We start from the raw sequence: 20,353 nt of genomic DNA on the forward strand, positions 1-20,353 counted from the left end.
CGCCGCATGGCAAGCGCGAATCTCCACCTTGGACGACACGACCTTCAGCGCATCGCGGGCGGTTCGTTGCCGGCCGATCACGTCCCGTCACGTTTTCCGGCCGCGGAAGCCGGCACGGCGAGCCTCCGGCGCGCCTCGCCCGGCTGGCGGGATACCGCGAGTTGGCCCCCCGGTGCTTGTGGAGGTCGGCCATGCCCTAGCCGAGGGTCTTCTGCCTCGGCCGGGCATATGCAGGCAAGAGAGAACCGGTTCTCGGGCGAGGAGAATTGCTCGAAGCGCCAAACCATCGTCTCTCCGATGGCTGGCGCTTCGTGGCGTGCCGTTCCGATTTGGTGGGGTCGTGAAGAAAGCAGCCGTCAGCCGCGGGACCCGTCCCCGCGGCTTGCTTCGCTTCCATCCCGCGGTCCCGGGGCTTGACGAACCCCGGGACCGCAAGGCCCGGCAGTCAGTTCTGCGCCAGCAGATCGGTGATCCGGCGCACGGCGACACGGCGGTTCTGCCGCTCCGGCCCGTCGGTCGGGATCAGCAGGAACTGCTCGCCATAGCCCTGCACCACCATGTTTTCCGGCGGCACCTGGAAATATTCCGTCAGCGCCAGCGCCACCGATTCCGCGCGGCGGTCGGACAAGGCCAGATTGGCGGCATCCGAGCCGACGGCGTCGGTATAGCCCTCGATCATGTAGATCTCGCGCGGGTTCTGGTCGATGCTGTCGCGGATCACCTTGCCCAGCGTCGCGAGTTGCTGCGCCTGGTCCGGGGTGATGGCCGAGGAGCCGGTGTCGAAGGTGATCTCGGGCACGTTCACCGGGGCGACTAGGGCGCGCACCTCGGGGATGTCGCGGATCTGGCCCAGGCTGAAGCGCCGGTCGATCGCCGCCTCGCGCCGCAGGGCCTCGCGCAGCGCCGCCTCGTCCATGCGCTCGCGGTTGATGCGGACCGGCGGCGGCGCGGGCAGGGCCGAGATCTGCACCGGCTCCGCCGCGGTGTCGTCGATCAGCCGCGTCTCGCTGCCATCGGCGCGGACAAGCGTGCGGCGCAGGATGTTCATGTTCGCGTCGCGGATGGTGACGACGCGGCTGCCATCCGCGCGCAGCACCGTGGTGCGGGTCGAGCCGTCCCCGAAGGTTTCCGTCCGCACGTTCGAGCCGGGCTGGTAGAGCAGGGCGTTGTCGTCCTTGATCACCTGCTGGCTGCCGTCGGGCAGGGTCACCACCACGCGGTCGCCAGTGTTCAGCGCCACCTGCCGGTCGTTGGACAGCATCTGGCCGACCGCAAAGCCCGCCGCCCCGGCCAGGAGCATCTTGGCGATGTCCTTCCCCTTGTCGTCATCGTCGCGGCGGACTTCCTCGGACCCGGCCTCGGCGGCGCGCTGCTGTTCCTGCAAAGCCTGGGCGACCGAGGTGGCGAATTCCTCGGCCGAACTGCGCGCGTTGTCGTCGGTGATCTGCATTTCGTTCACTTCGCCCTCGCCCCCTTCGGCGCTGGCGGCCAGAGCGGCGGCCGCGGCGGCCGCGCCCTGCTCGGCGGCGCGCTGCGCCACGGCATTCGGCTGGACCTGCGCCTCGGGCGCCTGCACCTCGGCGGCTTCGCCGGACTGCGGCTCGGTCTGGCCGGCCTGCTCTTGCAAGCGGCGCTCGAGCTCCTGCTGATCGGGTTGCTGGCCGTCCTCGGCCTGCTGCTCGCCGGGCTGGGCTTCGCCCGGCTGGGGTTGGCCGGGCTGCGGCTCGGCCTGGCCGGCCTGTTCCTGCAAGCGGCGTTCCAACTCCTGCGCATCCGGCTGCTCGCCGTCCACCGCGCGCTGTGCATCGGGCTCAGACTCGCCAGACTGGGACTGACCGGATTCGGGCTGACCCTCGACCTGCTCCTGCAAGCGCTGCTCGAGCTCCTGCGCGTCCAGCGTTTGCGGACGCTCGGCGTCGGGCTGGCCTTCGCGGGCCTGTTGCTGCTGTTCCGCGCCGTTCTGGGGCTGGGCGGCGGGTTCCGCCTGCTGCGGGGACGGTTGCTCGGTCTGCGGCTCGCCCGGCGCGGGTTCGCGTGCTTCCTGCAGCGCCTCGGCATCCAGGGACGGCTCGGATCCGGCCGGAGACGCCGCTTCCGGCGCGGGTGCGTCCTGCTGCGGCCGCTGCTCGGGCGAGGGATCGGCGCCGGTGACGGTTTCGGGCGTGTCGGGCTTGGCGGCGGGGGGCGAGGCCTGCTGCTGTTCGCCCGCGCCGGTCCCGGGTCTCGGGGCCGGCTCATCGGCTTCGACCACCGGCGGCTTGGGACGCGGCTCCTCGGCCTGCGTCACCTCGGGCTTGGCCGCCGGAGCGTCCGCGGCCGATGGTGCCTGCGGATCCTCGGGTGCGGCGTCAGCCCCGCTTTGCGGTTGCTCGGCCTGCTGTCCGGCCTGCGGCAGCCCGGCCGGGCCGTCCTGGGCCGGCGCATCGGGCTCGGCCGCGTTCCCGGCAGCCTCCGCTTGCGGCTCCTCGGGTTCTTCCTGCGCTTGTCCGGCCCCTGCCTCGCCGCTTTCCTCGGCACGGGGCTCCTGCGCCTGATCGTCGTCGGACTGGCCGGCCTGGTCCCTTGGCAGGATAAGCTGCCCACCCTCCTCCTGCGCCTGCTGGTCCTGCGCCGCCGCCAGCTGCGGGGCAATCAGGGACAGGCAGGTCACGATCGCAGTCGTCGTCTTGTAGATGCGCCGCATGTCGGTCCTCTTCCGATGGTCGCGTGATGGCCAGTCAACCTTCGGTGCGGGGCGCGGTTCCCAAACATGGCCGTGACCGTCCCGTGATCGGCTGTTCCGCGCTGCGCTCCGGAAGCGGCCCGGCGCCGGGTTCAGGCGCCGGTCAGCGCCAGCTTGCCGCCGGCCAGGCGCTGGACGCGGCCGGAAAGCTCCAGCGTCAGCAGGGCGGGGGCCAGAACGGCGGCCGGCAGGCCCAGGTCGCGGATCAGCAGGTTCTCGTCCGTCGGGCTGGGGCCGAGCCGGGCCAGGATCCGCGCTTCGAGATTCACCGGGCCACCCTGGCAGGGCAGGGTTTCGGCCGGCTTGCGGCGCAGGCCGTGGCCCAGCTCGGCAAGCCGGCGCGCGACGGCGGCCGGTTGCAGGGTCCGCGCCCCGGTCCGGGCCGGGACAGGCGCCGGAACGGGCGAGGGGGCCGCGGCGGCGCCCGGCGCCGAAGCTGTCGCCCCGGTCGCTTCCCCAGTCGCCTCCCCGGCCGCCTGGCCGTTCGATTGCAGGGCGGCCAGCACATCGGCCGAATTGCGCACCAGCACCGCGCCGTCGCGGATCAGCGTATTGCAGCCGCCCGCCCGCGCGTCCATCGGATGGCCGGGCACCGCCATCACCTCGCGGCCCTGGTCCAGCGCGCAGCGCGCGGTGATCAGGCTGCCCGAGCGATGCGCCGCCTCGACCACCACCACGGCGCGCGCGAGGCCAGAGATGATGCGGTTGCGGGCCGGGAAATGCCGGGCCACCGGCTCGGTCCCCGGCGGCTGCTCGGTGACGAGCAGGCCGGTTTCGCAGATCGCCTCGGCCAGCGCGGCATTTTCAGCCGGATAGATCCTGTCGATGCCCCCGGCCATGACCGCGATGGTGCCGGTTGCCAGCGCCGCCTCATGCGCGACGGTGTCGATGCCGCGCGCCAGCCCCGCGACGACCACCGCGCCCGATTGCGACAGGCCCGAGGCCAGGCCGCGCGCCATGCGCAGGCCCAGCGACGAGGCATTGCGCGCCCCGATCACCGCCACCGGCATGCGCGTCAGCACGGAAGCGTCGCCGCGCAGCCACAGGACCGGCGGCGCCTCGGCCACCTCGCGCAGCAGGGCGGGATAATCCGGGTCGTCCCAGGCCAGCAGCCGGGCGCCGGCGCGATGGCCGGCCGCGATCTCGGCCTCGGCCGCGGCCGCCGGGCAGGGGGTGTAATCGGCGATGCCCGCGGCTTGCGCGATCCGGGGCAGGGCAGCCAGCGCCGCTTCGGCGCTGCCATGTTCGGCCAGCAGCCGGTGGAAGGTCGCGGGCCCGACCTTGCGAGAGCGGATGAGGCGCAGGGCGGCGAGCCCGTTCCCCTTCGGGGTGAGTGGGGTGTGGTGGGGGTCGAAAGAAAGCGGTCTTGCCATCATGTCCCTGCCTGTGCCTCATCCGCAGGCCGAGTCATCGCATGGCAATGGTTAAGAATGGGTTAGCCGGGAAAAATTTCTTTCAACGCTTTGAAACAAAACCGGATTATGAGGCAGAGCCGCCGATGGTCAGCCCGCCGATGCGCAGCGTGGGCAGGCCGACTCCGACCGGGACCCATTGTCCCTGCTTGCCGCAATTGCCGATTCCCGGGTCCAGAGACAGGTCGTTGCCGATGGCGCGGATCTGCTGCAAGGCGGTGGCGCCGTCGCCGATCAGCGTCGCGCCGCGGATCGGGTCGCCGACCTGGCCGTTCCTGACGCGATAGGCCTCGGTGCAGGAAAACACGAACTTGCCGTTGGTGATATCCACCTGGCCGCCGCCGAAACCCACCGCATAGATCCCGTCCTCGAGCCCGGCGAGGATCGAGGCCGGGTCGTCCGGCCCTGCCAGCATGAAGGTATTGGTCATGCGCGGCATCGGCGCATGGGCATAGCTCTGCCGCCGGCCGTTGCCGGTCGGCGCCACCCCCATCAGCCGGGCGTTCTGGCGGTCCTGCATGTAGCCGACCAGAATCCCGTCCTCGATCAGCACGTTGCGGCCGGGCGCCGTGCCCTCGTCATCGACCGAGATCGAGCCGCGCCGGTCCGGGATGGTGCCGTCGTCCACCACGGTCACGCCCGGCGCCGCGACGCGTTGGCCCATCAGCCCGGCGAAGGCGGAATGGCCCTTGCGGTTGAAATCCCCTTCCAGCCCGTGGCCGACGGCCTCGTGCAGCAGGATGCCGGGCCAGCCGGGGCCCAGCACCACATCCATCACCCCGGCGGGCGCGGGGACCGAGCGCAGGTTGACCAGCGCGATGCGCAGCGCCTCGCGCGTCAGCCCCTGCCAGTGCTCGGGCGCGATCAGTCCTTCCAGCGCGACGCGGCCGCCGCCGCCGGCGGTTCCCGATTCGCGGCGGGCGTTGGATTCCACGATCACCGAGACGTTCAGCCGCGCCATCGGCCGGATGTCGGTGGCAAGCCCGCCCTCGGGGCGCAGGATCGCCACCTCCTGCACCGAGGTGGCGATGCTGGCCGAGACCTGCACCACCCGCGGGTCGAGCCCGCGCGCAAAGGCGTCGATTTCCCGCAGCAGCGCCACGCGGGCGGCGAAGGGCACGGCCTCGGCCGGATCGATGGCGGCATAAAGCGGCCGGATCTCGCCCTCCGGGGGCAGGGCCAGCGTGCCGCCGCCGCCGCCCACCGCAAGGCGCACGGTCTCGGCGGCCGTCTTCAGCGACGCCTCGTCGATCTCGGTCGAATGGGCGTAGCCGGTGACCTCGCCGCGCACGGCGCGCAGGCCGAAGCCCTGCTCGGCATCGTAGCTGGCGGTGCGCAGGCGGCCGTCGTCATAGACCAGCGCCTCGGATCGCGAGCGTTCCAGGAACAGCTCGCCGTCGTCGGCCCCGGACAGGGCGTCGCGCAGGATGCGCAGCGCGCGGTCATGGTCGAGATGCGTGCGGAAGGGCGAAAACGAAGCGTCTGTCATGGAACCTGTCCTTGCCTTCCTGCCTCGCCTAGGGGTTTTTTGGTCGGAAGTCGATAGGTATGGCTTGCCCGCCGGGGTAAGATATGGTTCTGGTGCAGCACCGATGCCGGCCGGGCCGCAAGACCATGGCCTGCCGGCGGCACTGTAGGCAACGGGATGGGAAGATGGCGATTGCGACGATGCGCCGCGGATTTGCGGCGGTGACGGGCCTTGGACTTGCGACGATGACGGCCGTTCCGGCCATGGCGCAGGACGTGCTGGGCGACCTGCCCGTGATCGGCAAGCCGGTGAACGGCGGCATGGGCTTCCAGCCGGCATCCAGCCCGCTGGCGCATGACCAGCAATGGCTGGATCATTTCGTGCTCTACATCATCACCGCCGTGACGATCTTCGTCTGCCTTCTGCTGCTGATCTGCATCGTCCGCTACAACCGCCGGGCGAATCCGGTGCCGGCGCGCTTCACCCACAACACCCCGATCGAGGTGATCTGGACCCTGGTTCCGGTGCTGATCCTGGTGGCCATCGGCGCCTTCTCGCTGCCGATCCTGTTCCGCAGCCAGGAAATGCCCAACGACCCGGACCTGGTGATCAAGGCCATCGGCCACCAGTGGTACTGGTCCTATGAATATCCCAATGACGGCGTGGCCTTCGACGCGCTGATGCTGGAGAAGGACGCGCTGGCCGATGCCGGTTACTCCGAGGACGAATACCTGCTGGCCACCGACAACCCGGTCGTGGTGCCGGTCGGCAAGAAGGTGCTGGTCCAGGTGACCGCGACCGACGTGATCCACGCCTGGACCGTCCCGGCCTTCGCCGTCAAGCAGGACGCCGTGCCGGGCCGCATCGCGCAGCTGTGGTTCTCGGTCGATGAGGAAGGCGTCTATTTCGGCCAGTGCTCGGAACTTTGCGGCATCAACCACGCCTATATGCCCATCGTGGTCAAGGCCGTCAGCCAGGAGAAATACGACGCCTGGCTGGCCGGTGCGAAGGAAGAATTCGCCGCCGACGCCTCGGATTACCTGCCGGCCAAGCCCGTCCAGCTGGCTTCGGCGGAGTAAGGTCGGGCCGTGGCCGATATCAACGCATATGAGGGGCCCGCAGAGGCGGGCTTCGGCGACTATGTCGCGCTGCTGAAGCCGCGGGTCATGTCCCTGGTGGTGTTCACGGCCTTCGTCGGGCTGTGGATCGCCCCGCAGCCGGTCAACCCCTTCGTCGCCTTCTGCGCGGTGCTGTTCATCGCGCTGGGGGGCGGCGCTTCGGGCGCCCTCAACATGTGGTATGACGCCGATATCGACGCGGTGATGAAGCGGACCGCGGGCCGTCCCGTGCCTTCGGGCCGCGTCGCCCCGCAGGAGGCGCTGGCGGTCGGCATCGCCCTGTCCGGCCTGTCGGTGATGATGCTGGGGCTGGCGGCGAACTGGTTCGCGGCCGGGTTCCTGGCCTTCACCATCTTCTTCTATGCCGTGGTCTATACGATCTGGCTGAAGCGCTCGACGCCGCAGAACATCGTCATCGGCGGCGCGGCCGGGGCCTTCCCGCCGATGATCGGCTGGGCCTGCGCCACCGGCGGCATCAGCCTGGAATCGCTTCTGATGTTCGCGCTGATCTTCTTCTGGACGCCGCCGCATTTCTGGGCCCTGGCGCTGTTCATGAAGGAGGATTACTCCAAGGCCGGCGTGCCGATGCTGACCGTGACCCACGGCCGCAAGGTGACGCGCCGCCACATCTTCGCCTATACGCTGGTGCTGGCGCCCTTCGCGATCTGGCTGGGCTTCACCTCGGTCGGCGGGCCGCTCTACCTGGCGGTCTCGGTGGTGCTGAACGCGCTGTTCATCGCCGGCGGCTGGCGCATCCTGCGCCGCAGCGAGGACGAGGCCCGGGCCGACGGCTACAAGGTCGAGAAGCGCTATTTCCGCCTGTCGCTTTATTACACCTTCCTGCATTTCCTGGCGCTGCTGATCCAGCATTGGGTGGGGGGATGGTGATGCTGCCCCAGGTCGAACACGAATTGCACAAGCGCCGGCGCAGCCGCAACATCGGCCTTCTGGTCGTGCTGCTGGCCTTCGTGGCGCTGGTCTTCGGGCTCTCGGTGGTCAAGATCACCCAGGGCGACATGATGCAGGGCTACGACCACCGCCCGCGCGCCTCGATGCTGCCCGAGGATCCGAACCCGCCGGCGCGCAATCCCGCGCCCGTCGCGGCGCCGGGCGTCCCGGCCGCCGGGCAGGGCGCGCCGCAGGAGGCAGGCCAATGACCGACAAGCCAAGATCGAACGGCCGCACCGTGGCCATGCTGGCCGGCGTCGTGGTGCTGATGGGCGCGCTCAGCTGGGCGGCGGTGCCGTTCTATTCCTGGTTCTGCAAGGTGACCGGCTTCGGCGGCACCACCAACGTGGCCGAGGCGGCCTCGGACACCGTGCTGGACGAAAAGATCCGCGTGCGCTTCGACGCCAATGTCGATCCCAATCTCGGCTGGACCTTCCGTCCGATGCAGCGCGAGATCGAACTGAAGATCGGCGAGAACGCCATCGCCTTCTACGAGGCGATCAACAATACCGACGAGCCCGTCACCGGCACGGCCAGCTATAACGTGGCGCCGGATGCCGCCGGCTATTTCTTCAACAAGATCGAATGCTTCTGCTTTACCGAGCAGGTGCTGCAACCGGGTGAGCGGGTCGAGATGCCGGTCAGCTTCTTCGTCGATGCCGATCTGGTCAAAGACCGCGACGCGGGCCGCATCCGCGACATCACCCTGTCCTATACCTTCCACCGGACCGATCCGCCGGCGCCGAAACAGGCGGCGCTGGACCGGAAGACGGAACCGACCGTAAACTGAGCAACAAGAACCAGCAACAGCCGGGAATGCAGCCATGGCCCATGTAAAGAACCACGACTATCAGATTCTGCCGCCATCGATCTGGCCCTTCCTCGGCGCGGTCGGCGCCTTCGTGATGCTGACCGGGGCGGTCATGTGGATGAAGGGCGGCGCGCCCTGGCTGTTCCTGATCGGCCTGGTGGGCGTGCTCTATGTGATGTTCGGCTGGTGGGCGGACGTGGTGCGCGAGGGCGAGTCGGGCGAACATACCCCGGTCGTGCGCATCGGCCTGCAATACGGCTTCATCCTGTTCATCATGTCCGAGGTGATGTTCTTCGTCGCCTGGTTCTGGGCCTTCATCAAGAACGCCATGTATCCGATGGGGCCGGACAGCCCGATCAAGGACGGCGTCTGGCCGCCGGAAGGCATCGTCACCTTCGACCCCTGGCACCTGCCGCTGATCAACACGCTGATCCTGCTGCTTTCGGGTGTCGCCGTGACCTGGGCCCACCACGCCTTCGTGCACGAGGGCGACCGCAAGACCACGATCAACGGCCTGATCGTCGCGGTGATCCTGGGCATCTGCTTCACCGGCCTGCAGGCCTATGAATACAGCCATGCCGCCTTCGGCCTGGCCGACACGGTCTATGCCGGCACCTTCTACATGGCCACCGGCTTCCACGGCGCGCATGTCATCATCGGCACGATCTTCCTGTTCGTCTGCCTGATCCGCCTGCTGCGCGGCCAGATGACCCAGCAGCAGCATGTCGGCTTCGAGGCCGCCGCCTGGTACTGGCACTTCGTCGACGTGGTCTGGCTGTTCCTCTTCGTCGTGATCTATATCTGGGGCCGCTGATCCCGACTGACATTTCCACGGCGCGGGGCAGGAGTTCCCGCGCCGTTTGCTTTGGAGGCCCGCCCATGCGCCGTTACCTGTTCCCGCTGATCGTCGGCGTGGCGGGCTGCGCCATCCTGATCTCGCTTGGCCTCTGGCAGCTCAAGCGGCTGGACTGGAAGGAGGGCATGATCGCCCAGATCCAGAGCCGGATCGAGGGCCGGCCCGTGCCCCTGCCCGCGGCGGTGGACCCGTCGATGAAATATCTGCCGGTGCTGGTCTCGGGCCAGACCACGGGCGAGGAGATCGACGTGCTCTCCGGCACGCGCGAGTCGGGCGGCGGCTATCAGGTCGTCTCGGGCTTCGTCACCGATGACGGGCGCAAGATCCTGCTTGACCGCGGCTTCGTCGACCAGGACCACAAGCGCGACCCGCGCCCGCCCACGCGGCTGGAGGTGGCGGGCAACCTGCACTGGCCCGACGAGAAGGGCAGCGCCACGCCCGCGCCCAACCTGGCCGAGAATGTCTGGTTCGCCCGCGACGTGCCCGCCATGGCCGCGCAGCTGGGGACCGAGCCGATCCTGGTGGTCGCGGCCGAGGTCCGCGGCGATGCGCAGGGCGTCGCGCCGATCCCGGTGGCGGTCGAGGGCATCCCGAACAATCACCTGAGCTATGCCGTGCAATGGTTCATGATCGCTGCGGTCTGGGCAGGGATGACAGTGGCGCTGATCTGGCGTATCAGGCAGCGGCAATTCTAGGGGGACGCGATGCGTTACGTTTCGACTCGGGGGCGGGCTCCGGTCCTGGACTTCGAACAGGCGATGATGACCGGGCTGGCGCGGGACGGCGGGCTGTATCTGCCCGAGGCGATCCCGATGTTCTCGGCCGAGGAGATCGCCCGCTTCGAGGGCCTGCCCTATGAGGAGGTCGCGCGCCGCGTCACCAGCCCCTTCGTCGGCGAAAGCTTCAGCGATGCCGAGCTGCGGGATGCCATCGCCCGCGCCTATCAGGCCTTCGACCACATCGCCCGCGCGCCGCTGGTCCAGCTTGCCCCCGGCCATCACCTGCTAGAGCTGTTCCACGGCCCCACGCTGGCCTTCAAGGACTTCGCCATGCAGCTGATCGGCCAGCTGTTCCAGCTGGCGCTGGCCCGCTCGGGGCAGCGGGTCACGATCCTGGGCGCGACCTCGGGCGATACCGGCTCGGCCGCCATCGAGGCGTTCAAGGGCCTGCCCAACGTGGACGTGTTCATCATGTATCCGCATGGCCGCGTCAGCGAGGTGCAGCGCCGGCAGATGTCCACGCCCGCGGAGGCCAATGTCCACGCGCTGGCCGTCGACGGCACATTCGACGACTGCCAGGCGCGGCTGAAGGACCTGTTCAACGACCACGGCTTCCGCGACGCGGTCGGGCTTGCGGGCGTGAACTCGATCAACTGGGCGCGGGTGCTGGCGCAGATCGTCTATTACTTCACCGCCGCCGTCAGCCTGGGCGCGCCGGGCCGCGCGGTGGACTTCACCGTGCCGACCGGCAATTTCGGCGATGTCTTCGCCGGCTCCATCGCCAAGGCCATGGGCCTGCCCATCGGCCGGCTGGTCGTGGCCACCAACCAGAACGACATCCTGCACCGGGCGCTGACCGGCGGCGAATACCGGGTGGGCACGGTCGCGCCCTCGATCAGCCCCTCGATGGATATCCAGGTCAGCTCGAACTTCGAGCGCGCGCTGTGGCTGGCCTACGGCCATGACGGCAATGCCGTGGCGGCGCTGATGGAGGAGCTGAAATCCGGCGGCTTCGCCATCAGCCAGGGCGCGCTGCAGGCGCTGCGCGAGACCTATGTCTCGGGCCGCGCCTCCGAGGAGGAAACCACCGCGATGATCGCCACCATCCGCGCGGAGACGGGCGAGGTGATCTGCCCGCATACCGCCGTCGCCGTGAAGGTGGCGCGCGAGCATCTGCGGCCGGGCGTGCCGATGATCTCGCTTTCGACCGCGCATCCGGCGAAATTCCCCGATGCGGTCGAGGCCGCCGTGGGCATCCGCCCGCCTCTGCCCCCGCATATGGCCGACCTTTTCGACCGCGACGAGCGCATCACCCGTATTGCAAACGACGCCGAGGCCATTAAATCGCTGATCCTTGAACGGAGAACAGCTTGAATCAGATCCGCATCAGCACCTTGCCCAACGGCCTGCGCGTCGTCAGCCGCGACATGCCCGGCCTGCATTCCGCCGCCATCGGCATCTGGGTCAATGCCGGCTGCCGCGACGAGCGCGCCGAGCAGAACGGCATCGCCCATTTCCTGGAACACATGGCCTTCAAGGGCACCGCCCGGCGCAGCGCGCTGGAGATCGTCGAGTCGATCGAGAATGTCGGCGGCTATATCAACGCCTATACCTCGCGCGACGTGACCTCCTATTACGCGCGGGTGCTGGCGGGGGATGTCGAGCTGGCGCTGGACGTCATTTCGGACATCGTGATGAATCCGGTTTTCGACAAGCGCGAGATCGAGGTCGAGCGCGGCGTGATCCTGCAAGAGATCGGCCAGGCGCTGGACACGCCCGACGACGTGATCTTCGACTGGCTGCAAGAGGCGGCCTATCCCGACCAGCCCATGGGCCGCACCATCCTGGGCCCGGCCGAGCGGGTCAGCCGCTTCGAGCGCGCCGACCTGTCGGGCTTCATCACCGAGCATTACGGCCCCGAGCGCATGATCGTCGCCGCCGCCGGCGCGGTGGACCATGACCGCATCCTGCGCCAGGTCGAGGCGATCTTCGGCCATCTGCCGGCCCGCAAGCTGACCACGCGCGAGCCCGCCCGCTGGCAGGGCGCCGAGGCCCGCCGCGTCAAGGGGCTGGAGCAGGCGCATTTCGCGTTGGCCTTCGAGGGGCCGGGCTATCAGGCGCCGGATTTCTACGCCGCGCAGATCTGGACTTCGGCGGTGGGGGGCGGCATGTCCTCGCGCCTGTTCCAGAAGCTGCGCGAGGAAAAGGGCCTGTGCTATTCGATCTTCGCGCAAAGCGGCTTCCATGACGATACTGGCATGGTGACGATCTATGCCGGCACCTCGGGCGAGCAGATCGCCGACCTGGCGACGCTGACCGTGGACGAGCTGAAGCGGTCGGCCGAGGACATGACCGAGGCCGAGGTGGCCCGCGCGCGGGCGCAGCTCAAGGCCGGGCTGCTGATGGGGCTGGAAAGCCCGACCGGGCAGGCCGAGCGCATGGCGCGCTCGCTCTCGATCTGGGGCCGGGTGCCCGATCCCGCCGAGGTGGCCGAGCGCATCGACGCGGTCAGCGTCGCCGATATCCGCGCCCATGCCGAGCATCTGATCGCCCATGCCCGCCCGGCGCTGGCGCTTTACGGGCCGGTCGAGGGCGCGCCCTCGCGCGAGGTGCTGGCCGAAAGGCTTGCCGCCTGATGTTCTCGCGCCGCCGTCCGCCGCGCCTGGAAACCGAGCGGATGGTGCTGCGCCTGCCGGCGCATGCGGATTTCGGGGCCTGGATGGCGCTGCGCATCGAAAGCCGCGCCTTCCTGACCCCGTGGGAGCCGGTCTGGGCGCCCGACCACCTGACCAAGCGCAGCTTCACCAACCGGGTCTATTGGGCGCAGCGCGCCAGCCGCAACGGCACGGCGCTGCCCTTGTTCCTGATCCGGCGCGACGGCACGCTTTTGGGCGCGATCACGCTGGACAATATCCGCCGCGGCCCGGCGCAATCGGCGACCATCGGCTATTGGATCGGCCAGCCCTTCGCCCGGCAGGGCTATATGCGCGAGGCCATCGGCGCGCTGGTGCAGCACGCCTTCACTGGGATGGACCTGAGCCGCATCGAGGCCGCCTGCCTGCCCGAGAACACCCCCTCGCGCGGGGTGCTGGAACGTTCCGGCTTCAAGTATGAAGGCGTGGCGCAAAGCTATCTGCAGATCAACGGCCGCTGGCGCAACCATGTGCTTTACGCCAACCTGCGCCACGACCGACGCGGCAAGACCGAGGTGCGCTGATGCTGAATCCCGCCGACGAAACGCTGGCCGCGCGCCTGCCCGAAGGCGTGCTGCGCGAGGTGACGCCCGCCTATCTGGAGGAGCCGCGCGGCCGCTATCTGGGCCGGGCCGGGCTGGTCGCCGCGCCGCGCAGCACGGATGAGGCCGCCGCCGTGGTCCGTGCCTGCGCCGAGGCCCGCGTCGCCATCGTCCCGCGCGGCGGCGGCACCGGCCTGGTCTCGGGGCAGGTCATGCCGGATGGCCCTGTGCCGCTGATCCTGTCGCTGGAGCGGATGACCGCGCTGCGCGGCATCTGGCCCGAAGAGAACGTGCTGGTGGCCGAGGCCGGCATGACCCTGCAGGCCGTGCGCGACGCGGCGGAAGCGGCGGGGCGGCTGTTCCCGCTGTCGCTGGCCAGTCAGGGCACCGCGGCCATCGGCGGCTGCCTTGCGACCAATGCCGGCGGCGTCACCGCGCTGCGCTATGGCACCGTCCGGGCGCTGTGCCTGGGGATCGAGGCGGTGCTGCCCGACGGGTCCATCGTCCACGACCTGAAGCGGCTGCGCAAGGACAATACCGGCTACGACCTGCGCGACCTCTTGATCGGGGCCGAGGGCACGCTGGGCATCGTCACCGCCGCCAGCCTCAAGCTGGTGGTGCCGCCGCCGGGGATCGGCACCGCCATGCTGCAGGTGCCCTCGCCCGAGGCGGCGCTGACGCTCTTGTCGCTGGCCGAGGGGCGCATGGCCGGCGGCGTCACCGCCTTCGAGCTGATCGGCGGCCAGGGGCTGGCCTTCCTGGCCGAGGTGCTGCCCGAGATCCGCCAGCCGCTGCCCGGCGCCGAATGGTCGGTGCTGATCGAGGTCGGCCTGCCCGAGGGGCTGGCCCCCGAGGCGGCGCTCGAAGGGCTGCTGATCGACGCCATGGAGCGCGGCCTGGTCTCCGACGGGGTGATCGCGCAATCGGGGGCGCAGGCGGCCGGTTTCTGGCACCTGCGCGAACATATCCCCGAGGCGAACCGCCGCATCGGCGCCGTCGCCAGCCATGACATCAGCCTGCCGCTGTCGGAAATCGCCGGCTTCATCCGCGAGGCCGGCGCGCGGCTTGCGGGCGAGGGGCTGCGCATCAACTGCTTCGGGCATCTGGGCGACGGCAACCTGCACTACAACCTGTTCCCGGCGCCGGGCCGCAATCGCGCGGATTACGACGACCGGCGCAAGGCGCTGTCGCTTCTGGTGCATCAGATGGTGGTGGATCGCGGCGGTTCCTTCTCGGCCGAGCACGGGGTCGGACGGCTGAAGGTCGGCGACCTGGAACGCTGGGGCGATCCGGCGCGGCTCAAGGCCATGCGGGCGATCAAGGCCACGCTGGACCCGCTGGGCATCATGAATCCGGGCGCGGTGCTTTCAGCAGCGGCGTAAGCCGCGCCCGAAGGTGATCCAGATAGGCAGAAAGCCGCGGCGGCATGAAGGGCTGCGGCAGGTAGAGCGCCTGGATGTCCAGCTGCGGCCGCAGGAAATCCGGCAGCAGCCGCTGCAGCCGGCCCTGGGCCACGTCCTGCGCCACGACGAAGCTGGGGATCAGCGCCACGCCCTCGCCCTCCAGCACCAGTTTCCGCACCGCCTGGGCGCTGTTCACGGTGATGCGGCCGGGCAGGGGGATGCTGACCGCCTTGCCCTCGATCAGGAAGATCGCCCGGCCGGGATTCTGCGTATTGCTGTCGCGGATGTTCACATGCTCGCGCAGTTCCTCGGGACGGGCGGGGCGCGGATGCCTGTCCAGATAGGCGGGGCTCGCCACCGCCCAGGCCTCGGCCTGGCCGATGCGGCGGGCGATCAGGCTGGAATCGGCCAGCTGGCCGATGCGCAGCGCCAGGTCGAAGCCCTCGGCCGCCAGATCGACATAGCGGTCGGTCAGGTTCAGGTCGATCTCGATCCCAGGATGGCCGGCGGTGAAGTCGCGGGTCAGGGTGGTGGCGAACATCTCGCCGAAGGCCACCGGGGCGCTGATGCGCAGCCGTCCAGTCAGCATCCCTTCCTCGGCATGGGCCTGCGCGTCCAGTTCCTCGACCGCCGCCAGCACCCGGCGCGCCGCCGCAAGGTAACGCTCGCCCGCCGGGGTCAGCGACAGGGCGCGGGTGGTGCGGTTCAGAAGCGTGACGCCCTGCTGCCCTTCCAGCGCCGCGACATATTTGCTGACCAGCTTGTTCGAGATCCCCAGCCGCTCGCCCGCCCGGGTGAACGAGCCGGCATCGACCACGGCAACAAAGGCGCGGATGCCGTCGATCCTGTCCATTTCATCCCCGTATCGGCGACAATATTTCCATGAATATGGCAATTTTCGCGACAATCGCCAAGGGCTATCTGTCGGGCAACGGACATGCGAACAGTTGCAAGGAAACACATCATGACTGACCTTAGCCCAAGCGCCCCGGCCCTGGCCGAGCGCAATGCCGACATCGCCGCCTTCATCCTGCGGGTCTCGACCGGGATCTGGTTCCTGGTCCATGGGCTGATCAAGCTGCTGGTCTTCACCCCCTCGGGCACAGCCGGCTATTTCCAGTCCATCGGCCTGCCGGGCATGCTTGGCCCGCTGACCATGCTGGCCGAGATCCTGGGCGGGCTGGCGCTGATCGCCGGCATCTTCACCCGCCAGGTCGCGCTGGCGCTGGCCGCCGTGCTGCTGGGCGCGGCCTGGTTCGGCCATGGCGGCGCGGGCTTCACCTTCAGCAATCCGGGCGGCGGCTGGGAATATCCGGTGCTCTGGGCCGTGACCATGGTGGCGCTGGCGCTGCTGGGCGACGGGGCCTGGTCGCTGGGCCGGCGTCGCTGAGCCCTCGCCGCTGAGCCCTGCGCGAAACGATCTTGCCAGGGCCGGCCTTCGGGCCGGCCTTTCCTTGCGTGCATGGCTGGGTTGATTTGTCACTGCTGCGCGGAGGCCCTAATCATCCCGCCCAGATCAGGGAGGCTGCCATGACCGAGGATCACCTTCACCGCATCCGCCACAAGGCCCTGCGCGAGCGCGTGGTCAGCGCCGAGCAGGCCGCAAGCCTGATCCGCGACGGCATGGTGCTGGGCATGTCGGGCTTTACCCGCGCCGGCGAGGCCAAGGCGGTGCCCCTGGCGCTGGCCGAACGCGCCAGGCGCGAGCCGCTGAAGGTGACACTGATGACCGGGGCCTCGCTTGGCAACGACCTCGACAAGACCCTGGCCGAAGCGCAGGTGCTGTCGCGCCGCATCCCCTTCATGTCCGACCCGGCGCTGCGGCGCGCGATCAACGCCGGCGAGGTGATGTATATCGACCAGCACCTTTCCGAGACGGTCGAGCAGCTGCGCACCTGCCAGCTGCCGCCGGTGGACATCGCCATCGTCGAGGCGGTGGCGATCACCGAGACCGGCGGCATCGTTCCCACCACCTCGGTCGGCAACTCGGCAAGCTTCGCGCTGCTGGCCGAGAAGGTGATCGTCGAGATCAACCTGAGCCAGCCCGAGGCGCTGGAGGGGCTGCACGACATCTATATCCCCACCTATCGCCCCACCCGCACGCCGATCCCGGTGGTGACGCCGGAAAGCCGGGTCGGCTTTCCCTTCATCCCGGTGCCGCCCGAGCGCATCGCGGCCATCGTCGTCTCGACGAAGCTGGACAGTTCCTCGACTGTGCTGGACCCGGACGCGGAGACCCGCGCGATCGCCGGCCACCTGACCGAATTCCTGAAACACGAGGTGGCGCAGTCCCGGATGCCGGGCCACCTGCACCCGCTGCAGGCCGGCATCGGCACCATCGCCAACGCGGTGCTGCACGGTTTCATCGACAGCCCGTTCCACGACCTGACGATGTATTCCGAAGTCCTGCAGGATTCGACCTTCGACCTGATGGATACGGGCAAGATGGTCTTTGCCTCGGGTTCCTCGATCACGCTGTCGGCGCCGAAATACCGCGAGGTGATGGTGCGGTTCCACGAGTTCAAGCCGCGGCTGGTGCTGCGTCCGCAGGAGATCTCGAACCACCCCGAGGTGGTGCGGCGGCTGGGGCTGATCTGCATCAACACGGCGCTGGAATTCGACCTTTACGGCAACGTGAACTCGACCCATGTCATGGGCACGCAGATGATGAACGGCATCGGCGGTTCGGGGGATTTCGCGAGGAACGCCTATCTGTCGGTTTTCGTGACGAAATCCATGGCCAAGGACGGGGCCATCTCCTCGGTGGTGCCGATGGTCAGCCATGTCGACCATACCGAGCATGACGTGGACATCCTGGTCACCGAGCAGGGGCTGGCCGACCTGCGCGGCCTTGCGCCGCGCGAGCGGGCGCGGGTGGTCCTGCAGAACTGCGTGGCCCCGGAATGGCGGGATGCGCTGGCGGATTACCACGACCGGGCGCTGGCGCGGGGCGGGCATACGCCGCATCTGATCGAGGAGGCGCTGTCCTGGCACGACCGGCTGCGCCGCACCGGCAGCATGAGGCCGGAATGAGGAAACGCCCCGCGGCATCGGCGGGGCGTTTCCTTGTGGCGCGGGGGGTGGGGGCTCTGCCCCCCGTCGCGTGCCGCGACTCCCCCGGGGTATTTGGGAAACCGAGAAGGTCACCAGGCCGGGATGACGGCGCCCTGGTATTTCTCCTCGATGAACTGCTTCACCGCCGGGTCGTGATAGGCTTCGACCAGTTGCTTGGCCCAGGGGGCGTCCTCGTTGCCCTGGCGCACCACGATGATGTTGGCATAGGGGCTGTCGGCCTTTTCCATGGCGATGGCGTCCTCGTTCGGGTTGAGGCCGGCATCCAGGGCATAGTTGGTGTTGATGATGGCGATGTCGGCATCGGCCAGCGCGCGCGGCAGCTGCGCGGCCTCGAGTTCGAGGAAGCGCAGGTTCTTGGGATTCCCGGTCACGTCCAGCGGCGAGGGGGTGAGGCCGGTGCCGTCGGCCAGCGTGATCACGCCCTTGTCCTGCAGGATCAGCAGCGCGCGGCCGCCATTGGTCGGGTCGTTCGGAATCGCGACCTTGGCGCCTTCGGGCAGCTCGTCCAGCGATTTCAGCTTTTGCGAATAGACCCCCATCGGAGTGGTGATGGTCTTGGCGATGCTGACCAGCGCGAAGCCGCGATCCTTGATCTGGTTGTCCAGATAGGGCTGGTGCTGGAAGCTGTTGGCCTGCAGGTCGCCATCGGCCAGCGCCTGGTTCGGCACCACGTAATCGGTGAATTCGACGATGTCGATGGTCAGGCCCTTGTCCTTGGCGACCTTGGCGACCTCTTCCATGATCTCGCCATGTTCGCCCGGAGAGACGCCGACCTTGATTTCCTCGGCCGCGGCCATGCCGGCGGCGAGGGCGAGGGCCGAGGTCAGGGCGGCAAGGCTGAATTTGCGCATGGGATGTCCTTTCAGGTTATCGGCCCCGGTTGCGGGGCGCGCGCTTGTCGAAACGGGCGGCGATCCATTCGCCGGCCGATTGCACCAGTTGCACCAGCACGATCAGGATCACGACCACGGCCAGCATCACCTCGGGCATGAAGCGCTGGTAGCCGTAGCGGATGCCGAGATCGCCCAGGCCCTCGCCGCCGACGGCGCCGACCATGGCGGAATAGCCGATCAGGCTGACCACGGCGAGCGTCAGGCCCAGGATGATGCCGGGCATCGCCTCGGGGATCAGCACCTTGCGCACGATCTGGCCGGGCGTCGCGCCCATGGCCCGGGCGGCCTCGATCAGGCCGGCATCGACCTCGCGGATGGCGGTCTCGATGAGGCGGGCGATGAAGGGGGCGGCCGCGATGGTCAGCGGCACGATGGCGGCCGTGGTGCCGATCGAGGTGCCGGCGATCAGCCGCGTGAAGGGGATGATCGCCACCACCAGGATGATGAAGGGCGTCGAGCGCGCCGCGTTCACGACCAGCCCCAGCACGGTGTTCAGCCAGGGCGCCGAGAGCAGCTCGCCCCGGCGCGATGTGGCCAGGAACACGCCCAGCGGTCCGCCGATCAGCGTGCCGAGCAGCGTGGACATGGCGACCATGTAGAGCGTCTGCAGCGTCGCCTGCCAGAGGATCGGGATCAGGTTAGCCGACATAGCCAAGCACCTCGGTCAGAAGCCCGTGTTCTTCCAGGAAGCGGCGCGATTCCTCCAGCCGCTGGGCGGGCAGGGCGACGATCAGGCTGCCGAAGGGCCGGGTGCCGATCTCTTCGATGGCGCCGGCCAGGATGTTGACGCTGACCCCGCGTTCCGAGGTCAGCCGCGCCAGCATCGGGTCGGTCGCATGGCTGCCGATGAAGGTGACCTGCACCACCGCCTCGGCCTCGGGGCCCTGCGGCGCGTCCCGCATCTGGCCGGCGACGAATTGCGGCACCGCGACGCCGGTGACCCCGGTCAGGAAGGAGCGCGTGGTGGCATGCGCGGGTTTCGAGAACACCGCGTAGGTCTCGCCCGTCTCGACGATGCGGCCGCCCTCGATCACCGCGACATGGCTGCAGATGTCGCGCACCACCGCCATTTCGTGGGTGATCAGCAGGATGGTCAGGCCAAGCTCGCGGTTGATGGCTTGCAGCAGGTCCAGCACCTGCCGGGTGGTGTCAGGGTCGAGGGCCGAGGTCGCCTCGTCCGACAGCAGCACGCGCGGCCCGGTGGCCAAGGCCCGGGCGATACCGACGCGCTGCTTCTGCCCGCCGGAAAGCTCGGCCGGATAGCGCCCGGCCTGCGCGGTCAGGCCGACGCGCTCGATCAGCTCCGTGACACGGGGCGCGATCTTTGCGCGGTCCTCGCCGGCGATCTCCAGCGGCAGGGCGATGTTCTCGGCCACGGTGCGGCTGGCCAGCAGGTTGAAATGCTGGAAGATCATCCCGACCTCGCGGCGGATGCGGCGCAGGCTCGCATCCGAGGCGGCGCCCACGTCGCGCTCGTTCACGATCACCTTGCCGGCGCTGGGGCGCTCCAGCCCGTTCACCATGCGCAGCAGCGTCGACTTGCCGGCGCCGGATCGGCCGATGATGCCGGTGATCGCGCCCTGCGGCACGTCCAGCCAGATGTCGTGCAGCGCCACCACGTCGCTGCCGCCCTTTTGCGGATAGCGGCGCGTCACGCCCTGGAATGAGATTGCCGGCCCTGTCATCGCCCCTG

General features: G+C 69.1%; 19 protein-coding genes. 12 read left to right on the plus strand and 7 right to left on the minus strand.

Features of this window, described 5'->3' with window-relative positions:
• Window positions 1–445 precede the first annotated feature (445 nt).
• The 3 genes from LOS78_RS02785 to tldD all read right to left on the minus strand — a co-directional run bounded on the left by LOS78_RS02785 (window position 446) and on the right by tldD (window position 5,623).
• Window positions 446–2,683, minus strand: a complete 2,238-nt coding sequence (locus LOS78_RS02785) for an OmpA family protein (RefSeq protein WP_230376805.1) — start codon at window positions 2,681–2,683, stop codon at window positions 446–448.
• Between the two features lie 131 nt (window positions 2,684–2,814).
• Window positions 2,815–4,095, minus strand: a complete 1,281-nt coding sequence (dprA, locus tag LOS78_RS02790) for a DNA-processing protein DprA (protein ID WP_230376807.1) — start codon at window positions 4,093–4,095, stop codon at window positions 2,815–2,817.
• Between the two features lie 106 nt (window positions 4,096–4,201).
• Window positions 4,202–5,623: a metalloprotease TldD gene (tldD, locus tag LOS78_RS02795; RefSeq protein ID WP_230376808.1), complete on the minus strand. Its 1,422-nt coding sequence runs from the start codon at window positions 5,621–5,623 to the stop codon at window positions 4,202–4,204.
• A 164-nt stretch (window positions 5,624–5,787) separates the two neighbouring features.
• Between tldD and coxB the strand changes: the two genes are divergently transcribed.
• The 10 genes from coxB (at window position 5,788) to LOS78_RS02845 (ending at window position 14,671) form a co-directional block, all read left to right on the plus strand.
• Window positions 5,788–6,681: a cytochrome c oxidase subunit II gene (gene coxB, locus LOS78_RS02800; RefSeq protein WP_036697134.1), complete on the plus strand. Its 894-nt coding sequence runs from the start codon at window positions 5,788–5,790 to the stop codon at window positions 6,679–6,681.
• 9 nt (window positions 6,682–6,690) lie between these two features.
• Entirely contained in the window at window positions 6,691–7,608 is a 918-nt protein-coding gene (gene cyoE, locus LOS78_RS02805) for a heme o synthase (RefSeq protein ID WP_230376809.1), read from the plus strand.
• Window positions 7,602–7,877 carry a hypothetical protein gene (locus LOS78_RS02810; protein WP_028712614.1) on the plus strand — a complete coding sequence of 92 codons (276 nt, stop codon included), beginning with the start codon at window positions 7,602–7,604 and terminating at the stop codon, window positions 7,875–7,877. The genes cyoE and LOS78_RS02810 overlap by 7 nt, the downstream gene beginning before the upstream one ends.
• Complete coding sequence (locus LOS78_RS02815) at window positions 7,874–8,458, plus strand: cytochrome c oxidase assembly protein (protein WP_028712615.1); 585 nt, start codon at window positions 7,874–7,876, stop codon at window positions 8,456–8,458. Before LOS78_RS02810 ends, LOS78_RS02815 begins: the two co-directional genes overlap by 4 nt.
• Before the next feature lie 34 nt (window positions 8,459–8,492).
• Window positions 8,493–9,293 carry a cytochrome c oxidase subunit 3 gene (locus tag LOS78_RS02820; RefSeq protein ID WP_028712616.1) on the plus strand — a complete coding sequence of 267 codons (801 nt, stop codon included), beginning with the start codon at window positions 8,493–8,495 and terminating at the stop codon, window positions 9,291–9,293.
• Between the two features lie 65 nt (window positions 9,294–9,358).
• Window positions 9,359–10,030, plus strand: coding sequence for an SURF1 family protein (locus tag LOS78_RS02825; protein ID WP_028712617.1), 672 nt, complete (start codon window positions 9,359–9,361; stop codon window positions 10,028–10,030).
• 9 nt (window positions 10,031–10,039) lie between these two features.
• Complete coding sequence (gene thrC / locus LOS78_RS02830; RefSeq protein ID WP_028712618.1) at window positions 10,040–11,428, plus strand: threonine synthase; 1,389 nt, start codon at window positions 10,040–10,042, stop codon at window positions 11,426–11,428.
• A 53-nt stretch (window positions 11,429–11,481) separates the two neighbouring features.
• Entirely contained in the window at window positions 11,482–12,690 is a 1,209-nt protein-coding gene (locus LOS78_RS02835; protein WP_230376956.1) for a pitrilysin family protein, read from the plus strand.
• Window positions 12,690–13,271, plus strand: a complete 582-nt coding sequence (locus tag LOS78_RS02840; protein ID WP_028712620.1) for a GNAT family N-acetyltransferase — start codon at window positions 12,690–12,692, stop codon at window positions 13,269–13,271. The genes LOS78_RS02835 and LOS78_RS02840 overlap by 1 nt, the downstream gene beginning before the upstream one ends.
• Entirely contained in the window at window positions 13,271–14,671 is a 1,401-nt protein-coding gene (locus tag LOS78_RS02845) for an FAD-binding oxidoreductase (protein ID WP_230376810.1), read from the plus strand. The genes LOS78_RS02840 and LOS78_RS02845 overlap by 1 nt, the downstream gene beginning before the upstream one ends.
• Here the strand turns inward: LOS78_RS02845 and LOS78_RS02850 are convergent.
• Complete coding sequence (locus LOS78_RS02850; protein ID WP_028712622.1) at window positions 14,634–15,545, minus strand: LysR family transcriptional regulator; 912 nt, start codon at window positions 15,543–15,545, stop codon at window positions 14,634–14,636. The genes LOS78_RS02845 and LOS78_RS02850 overlap by 38 nt on opposite strands.
• 111 nt (window positions 15,546–15,656) lie before the next feature.
• Between LOS78_RS02850 and LOS78_RS02855 the strand changes: the two genes are divergently transcribed.
• Window positions 15,657–16,082, plus strand: a complete 426-nt coding sequence (locus LOS78_RS02855) for a DoxX family protein (RefSeq protein ID WP_230376811.1) — start codon at window positions 15,657–15,659, stop codon at window positions 16,080–16,082.
• Window positions 16,083–16,222: 140 nt separating this feature from the next.
• The gene (locus LOS78_RS02860; RefSeq protein ID WP_230376812.1) at window positions 16,223–17,725 is read left to right on the plus strand and encodes an acetyl-CoA hydrolase/transferase family protein; all 1,503 of its coding nucleotides are present in this window, start codon (window positions 16,223–16,225) and stop codon (window positions 17,723–17,725) included.
• Window positions 17,726–17,835: 110 nt separating this feature from the next.
• On the opposite strand, the gene LOS78_RS02865 is transcribed toward LOS78_RS02860, so the two are convergent.
• The 3 genes from LOS78_RS02865 to LOS78_RS02875 are packed head-to-tail and all read right to left on the minus strand — an operon-like array spanning window position 17,836 to window position 20,345.
• The gene (locus LOS78_RS02865; RefSeq protein WP_230376813.1) at window positions 17,836–18,618 is read right to left on the minus strand and encodes a MetQ/NlpA family ABC transporter substrate-binding protein; all 783 of its coding nucleotides are present in this window, start codon (window positions 18,616–18,618) and stop codon (window positions 17,836–17,838) included.
• 16 nt (window positions 18,619–18,634) lie between these two features.
• Window positions 18,635–19,309, minus strand: a complete 675-nt coding sequence (locus tag LOS78_RS02870; RefSeq protein WP_028712626.1) for a methionine ABC transporter permease — start codon at window positions 19,307–19,309, stop codon at window positions 18,635–18,637.
• Window positions 19,299–20,345 carry a methionine ABC transporter ATP-binding protein gene (locus LOS78_RS02875; protein ID WP_028712627.1) on the minus strand — a complete coding sequence of 349 codons (1,047 nt, stop codon included), beginning with the start codon at window positions 20,343–20,345 and terminating at the stop codon, window positions 19,299–19,301. The genes LOS78_RS02870 and LOS78_RS02875 overlap by 11 nt, the downstream gene beginning before the upstream one ends.
• Between the last annotated feature and the right edge of the window lie 8 nt (window positions 20,346–20,353).

The sequence above is a fragment of the Paracoccus sp. MA genome (assembly GCF_020990385.1).
GTDB lineage: Bacteria > Pseudomonadota > Alphaproteobacteria > Rhodobacterales > Rhodobacteraceae > Paracoccus.

Excerpts from the sequence above, each read along its gene's own strand:
- LOS78_RS02865 (WP_230376813.1), bottom strand. The coding sequence starts at position 18,618 with ATGCGCAAATTCAGCCTTGCCGCCCTGACCTCGGCCCTCGCCCTCGCC.
- LOS78_RS02815 (WP_028712615.1), top strand. The coding sequence starts at position 7,874 with ATGACCGACAAGCCAAGATCGAACGGCCGCACCGTGGCCATGCTGGCC.
- LOS78_RS02845 (WP_230376810.1), top strand. The coding sequence starts at position 13,271 with ATGCTGAATCCCGCCGACGAAACGCTGGCCGCGCGCCTGCCCGAAGGC.
- LOS78_RS02785 (WP_230376805.1), bottom strand. The coding sequence starts at position 2,683 with ATGCGGCGCATCTACAAGACGACGACTGCGATCGTGACCTGCCTGTCC.
- coxB (WP_036697134.1), top strand. The coding sequence starts at position 5,788 with ATGGCGATTGCGACGATGCGCCGCGGATTTGCGGCGGTGACGGGCCTT.
- LOS78_RS02870 (WP_028712626.1), bottom strand. The coding sequence starts at position 19,309 with ATGTCGGCTAACCTGATCCCGATCCTCTGGCAGGCGACGCTGCAGACG.
- LOS78_RS02840 (WP_028712620.1), top strand. The coding sequence starts at position 12,690 with ATGTTCTCGCGCCGCCGTCCGCCGCGCCTGGAAACCGAGCGGATGGTG.
- thrC (WP_028712618.1), top strand. The coding sequence starts at position 10,040 with ATGCGTTACGTTTCGACTCGGGGGCGGGCTCCGGTCCTGGACTTCGAA.
- LOS78_RS02810 (WP_028712614.1), top strand. The coding sequence starts at position 7,602 with ATGGTGATGCTGCCCCAGGTCGAACACGAATTGCACAAGCGCCGGCGC.
- tldD (WP_230376808.1), bottom strand. The coding sequence starts at position 5,623 with ATGACAGACGCTTCGTTTTCGCCCTTCCGCACGCATCTCGACCATGAC.
- LOS78_RS02860 (WP_230376812.1), top strand. The coding sequence starts at position 16,223 with ATGACCGAGGATCACCTTCACCGCATCCGCCACAAGGCCCTGCGCGAG.
- dprA (WP_230376807.1), bottom strand. The coding sequence starts at position 4,095 with ATGGCAAGACCGCTTTCTTTCGACCCCCACCACACCCCACTCACCCCG.
- LOS78_RS02850 (WP_028712622.1), bottom strand. The coding sequence starts at position 15,545 with ATGGACAGGATCGACGGCATCCGCGCCTTTGTTGCCGTGGTCGATGCC.
- LOS78_RS02855 (WP_230376811.1), top strand. The coding sequence starts at position 15,657 with ATGACTGACCTTAGCCCAAGCGCCCCGGCCCTGGCCGAGCGCAATGCC.
- LOS78_RS02875 (WP_028712627.1), bottom strand. The coding sequence starts at position 20,345 with ATGACAGGGCCGGCAATCTCATTCCAGGGCGTGACGCGCCGCTATCCG.
- LOS78_RS02835 (WP_230376956.1), top strand. The coding sequence starts at position 11,482 with ATGCCCGGCCTGCATTCCGCCGCCATCGGCATCTGGGTCAATGCCGGC.
- LOS78_RS02820 (WP_028712616.1), top strand. The coding sequence starts at position 8,493 with ATGGCCCATGTAAAGAACCACGACTATCAGATTCTGCCGCCATCGATC.
- LOS78_RS02825 (WP_028712617.1), top strand. The coding sequence starts at position 9,359 with ATGCGCCGTTACCTGTTCCCGCTGATCGTCGGCGTGGCGGGCTGCGCC.